This is a genomic window from Amycolatopsis kentuckyensis, from assembly GCF_002155975.1.
Lineage (GTDB): Bacteria > Actinomycetota > Actinomycetes > Mycobacteriales > Pseudonocardiaceae > Amycolatopsis > Amycolatopsis kentuckyensis.
Map to the genome: position 1 here is coordinate 1 of NZ_MUMI01000741.1, position 4,434 is coordinate 4,434.

General features: G+C 72.6%; 3 protein-coding genes and 1 pseudogene. 2 read left to right on the plus strand and 2 right to left on the minus strand.

Going from position 1 to position 4,434, the window contains the following annotated elements; all coding sequences use genetic code 11:
- Positions 1-569 (plus strand): annotated as a pseudogene (locus tag CCN39_RS46995) (cellulose-binding protein); the annotation flags it as partial.
- Positions 570-578: 9 nt separating this feature from the next.
- Here the strand turns inward: CCN39_RS46995 and mgrA are convergent.
- Both mgrA and CCN39_RS47005 read right to left on the minus strand, forming a co-directional pair.
- On the minus strand, positions 579-1,574 hold the full coding sequence (gene mgrA, locus CCN39_RS47000) for an L-glyceraldehyde 3-phosphate reductase (RefSeq protein ID WP_086853584.1): 996 nt from the start codon (positions 1,572-1,574) through the stop codon (positions 579-581).
- 35 nt (positions 1,575-1,609) lie between these two features.
- A complete protein-coding gene (locus CCN39_RS47005) occupies positions 1,610-2,803 on the minus strand; it encodes an AGE family epimerase/isomerase (RefSeq protein ID WP_086853585.1) in 1,194 nt (397 codons plus the stop codon).
- Between the two features lie 167 nt (positions 2,804-2,970).
- Here CCN39_RS47005 and CCN39_RS47010 point away from each other — a divergent pair, with 167 nt between their 5' ends.
- A complete protein-coding gene (locus CCN39_RS47010) occupies positions 2,971-4,077 on the plus strand; it encodes a lytic polysaccharide monooxygenase (RefSeq protein WP_086853586.1) in 1,107 nt (368 codons plus the stop codon).
- Positions 4,078-4,434 lie beyond the last annotated feature (357 nt).

Below are 4,434 nucleotides of genomic sequence, written 5' to 3' on the forward strand. Positions count from 1 at the left end.
CCGTCGACACCGCGGTCGCGCACTCGGGCAGCCGCTCGGTCAAGGTCACCGGCCAGGGCGGCTACTGCAACCACGCCTTCCTGGGCACCGGCCTCACCGGCACCGGCCCGCTCTTCGGGCGGTTCTGGGTCCGGCACACGACGGCGCTGCCCACCGGGCACGTGGCGTTCATGGCGCTGCGCGACACCGCGGACGGCGGCCGCGACCTGCGCGCCGGCGGCCAGAACCGGGCCCTGCAGTGGAACCGCGAGTCCGACGACGCGACGCTGCCCGCGCAGAGCCCGGCCGGGGTGGCCCAGAGCGTCCCCTTGGCCACCGGCACCTGGTCGTGCTTCGAGTTCGAGGTCGACGGCACCGCGGGCCGGCTCCGGACGTGGCTGAACTCGGCCGAGGTGCCCGGCCTCGTCGTCGACGGCGTCCCGACCCAGGACATCGACCAGCAGTGGCTCGCCAAGTCCTGGCACCCGGCGTTGACCGACCTGCGCCTCGGCTGGGAGAGCTACGCCGGCGACGCCGACACCCTCTGGTTCGACGACGTGGCGGTGGGCAGCTCGCGGATCGGCTGCTGACGCCGCCGGCTACCGGCCGAGGGCGCGCTCGATCCCGGCCAGCTCCTCGTCCGTGAACTCGAGGTTCGCGGTGGCCGCGACCGTGTTCTCCAGCTGCGCGACGCTGCTGGCCCCGATCAGCGCGGACGTGACGCGGCCGCCGCGCAGCACCCAGGCGATCGCCAGCTGCGCCAGCGTCTGCCCCCGCCCCTTGGCGATGTCGTTCAGCGCGCGGATGGTCGCCAGGGTGTCCTCGGTGAGCCGGTCGCTCGTCAGGAACGGGCTCGCGCCCGCCGCGCGGGAGTCGGCCGGGATGCCCTCGAGGTAGCGGTCGGTCAGCAGGCCCTGGCTCAGCGGCGAGTACGCGATCGAACCGACGCCACGGGAGTCGAGGGTGTCCAGCAGGCCGTCTTCGACCCAGCGGTCCAGCATCGAATACCGCGGCTGGTGGATCAGCAGCGGCGTCCCGAGCTCCTTCAACGCGGCGAGCGCGGCCTCGGTCTGCTCCGGCGAGTAGTTCGAGATGCCCGCGTACAGCGCCTTGCCCGAGCGGACGGCGGTGTCGAGCGCGCCCATCGTCTCCTCGATCGGCGTGTCCGGGTCCGGGCGGTGCGAATAGAAGATGTCGAAATGGTCCAGCCCGGTGCGGGCCAGGCTCTGGTCGAGGCTCGCCAGGAGGTTCTTGCGGGAACCCCACTCGCCGTACGGGCCGTCCCACATCAGGTAGCCCGCCTTGGACGACACCAGGATCTCGTCGCGGTACGGGCGGAAGTCGGCGGCGAAGTGGCGCCCGAAGTTGGCCTCGGCCGAGCCGGGGGGCGGGCCGTAGTTGTTGGCCAGGTCGAAGTGCGTCACCCCGAGGTCGAACGCCCGGCGCAGCACCGCGCGCTGGACGTCGAGGGGTTTGTCGTCCCCGAAGTTGTGCCACAGGCCGAGCGACACGGCGGGCAGCTTCAGCCCGCTGCGCCCGGCCCGCCGGTACGGCATGTCCGCGTACCGGTCTTCGGCCGCGACGAAAGGCGACATGGTTCTCCTTGTCGGAAGAGGACGGCGGACGCAGTCTATCCGCGCGCGAGGAGCGCGCCGGCGAACGACGCCGACGGGGGCAGTTCGGGCAGCAGCGTCGCCTGGTAGGCGTGGTAGACGTCCGGTTTGCCGGCCCACACCGTCGCGGCGGGACGGTTGTCCGGGTCCAGTTCGTGGTGCCACGAACCCCGTTCGCGGTCGACGAAGCAGGTTTCGGCGTGTGCGCACCACTCCTCGAAGCGGGCGAGGTACGCCGGGTCGCCGGTCTCCTGGTGCAGCGTCCACGCCGCGGCCATCGCCTCGGTCACCACCCAGTGCAGCCGGGTGCGCACCACCGGGGTCCCGGCGAAGTCGGTCGTGTAGACGAACCCCGGCCGCCCGTCGACCGCCCAGCCGTACCGGACACCCGTCTCGAACAGCGCGGCCGCGTCGGGCACCAGCCACGCCGGCGCGGCGGCCCCGAGCGCCCGTCCGAGGTGGACGGCCAGCCGCGCCCATTCGAAGAGGTGGCCGATGGTCGCGCCGAACGGGCGGAACGGGTGGGCGGGTTCGGCGCGGTTGAACTCCAGCCGGACGCGCCAGTCCGGGTCGTAGTGCTCCGGGAGCAGCCAGCCGTGCGCGCGGGCTTCGCCGTGGATCAGACGCTCCACAATGGACAGCGCGCGCGTCGCCCACACCGCGTCGCCGGTGACGTCGGCGGCGGCGAGGAAGGCCTCCACGGTGTGCATGTTGGCGTTGGCGCCGCGGTAGTCCTCCAGGCGCGTCCAGCCGCGGTCCCAGACGTCGGCGACGAGCCCGGCCGCCGGTTCCCAGAACCGGCGTTCGACGATTTCAAGGGCCTCGGCCAGCAGCGGCCGTGCGCCGTCCGCCCCGGCGGCGGCCGCGCTCGCGGCCGCCAGCACGACGAACGCGTGCTCGTAGGCCCGCTTTTCGTCCAGGGCGGTCGAGGCGTACCAGCCGCCGTGCGCGGCGTCCCGCAGCGGGCCGGTCAGCGCCGCGACGCCGTGCGCGACCTGCTCGCCGGTGTCCGCGCCCCGCAGCGAGGCGAGCGCGAAGACGTGCGTCATCCGGCAGGTGATCCAGGTCTCGACGGGCCGGTCGAGCACCGGCCGCCCGGTGTCGTCGAGCCAGGCGAACCCGCCACCGGGGTGCGTCGCACCGCGGGCGAATCCGAGCAGCCGGGCGGGTTCGGCACGCACCCAGGCGGGGGCCGAAGACGGACTGTCCACTCTCTGCCTTTCTCCACGGGCCCGCCCTCTTCGACGGCCCCCGCCAACGTAGGCCAAGGCACCCGCCCCGGCCATCGCGGGCTGTTCCGGAAGTGACCGCCGCCGCGTATCCTGACCTTGGAAGCGCTCCCAGTCTTCGACGCACGCAACCCAATGAAGGGACTGACGTGACCAGGAGACGAAGTACCATCCTCGCCGCCGTCACCGTGCTGCTGGCGAGCCTGACCGCCATCCTGCTGAGCACCGGCACGGCCGAGGCGCACGGCGCCATGATGAAACCGGGCAGCCGGACCTTCCTGTGCTGGCAGGACGGGCTCAGTTCGACCGGTGAGATCAAGCCGCAGAACCCGGCCTGCGCGGCCGCGGTCGGCGTCAGCGGCGCCAACTCGCTGTACAACTGGTTCGGGGTGCTGCGCTCGGACGGCGCCGGGCGCACGCGCGGGTTCATCCCCGACGGGAAGCTGTGCTCTGGCGGGAACCCGAACTACGCGGGCTTCGACGGGGTCGGCAACTGGCCGCTGACCCACCTCACCGCCGGTGCGCAGTTCGACTTCTCGTACAACGCGTGGGCCGCCCACCCGGGCTGGTTCTACACGTACGTGACGAAGGACGGCTGGAACCCGAACCAGCCGCTCACCTGGGACTCGCTGGAGGACCAGCCGTTCCTGACGGTGGACCACCCGCCGGTGACCGGGCAGGTGGGCACGGTCGAGGGACAGTACAAGTGGAGCGGCGCGCTGCCGACGAACAAGTCGGGCCGGCACATCGTCTACTCGGTGTGGAAGCGCTCGGACAGCGCCGAAACGTTCTACGGCTGCTCGGACGTCACCTTCGACGGCGGGCACGGCGAGGTCACCGGCGTGAAGGACCCGGGCACCGGCCAGACGACGACGCCCACCACGCCGACCACACCGACGACGCCCACCACGCCGACGACTCCGACGACACCGACGACCCCGACCACGCCCGCGGGTTCCTGCATGGCGATGTACGAGATCACCAACACCTGGAGCGGCGGCTACCAGGCCACGGTGACGGTGATGAACCACGGCACGAGGGCGTACACGAGCTGGCAGGTGGGCTGGACACTGCCCGCGGGCCAGACGATCGCCAGCGTGTGGAACGGCACGCTGAACCAGTCCGGCTCGGCGGTCACGGTCCGCAACGCCAACTGGAACGGCGGCGTCGCGGCCGACGGCACGGCCAACTTCGGGCTGGTCGTCAACACGACGGGAGGAAACGCGGCCCCGTCGCCGACGTGCCAGGGCACCTGAATCGTCCTGAGTGGACAGTCAGTCCGGGAGGGCCGCTCCGGGGATGTTCCCCGAGGCGGCCCTCACGCGTCGCGGACCGGCCCCGCGACCCTCATGCGTTGGGGCCCAGCCCCACGACCCTCATGCGTTGCGGGCCGACCCGCGACCTCATGCGTTGCGGGCCAGCCCCGCGATCCTCACGCGTTGGGGACCGGCCCCGCGCCCCGCACGCGTCGCAGGCAGGCCCCGCGATCCTCACGCGTTGGGGACCGGCCCCGCGCCCCGCACGCGTCGCAGGCCGGCCCCGCGATCCTCACACGTTCGCCGGACCCGTGCTGCCCCGCGTGATCAGCCTCGGCCGCGACGTGTGCACGTCGC

Excerpts from the sequence above, each read along its gene's own strand:
- mgrA (WP_086853584.1), bottom strand. The coding sequence starts at position 1,574 with ATGTCGCCTTTCGTCGCGGCCGAAGACCGGTACGCGGACATGCCGTAC.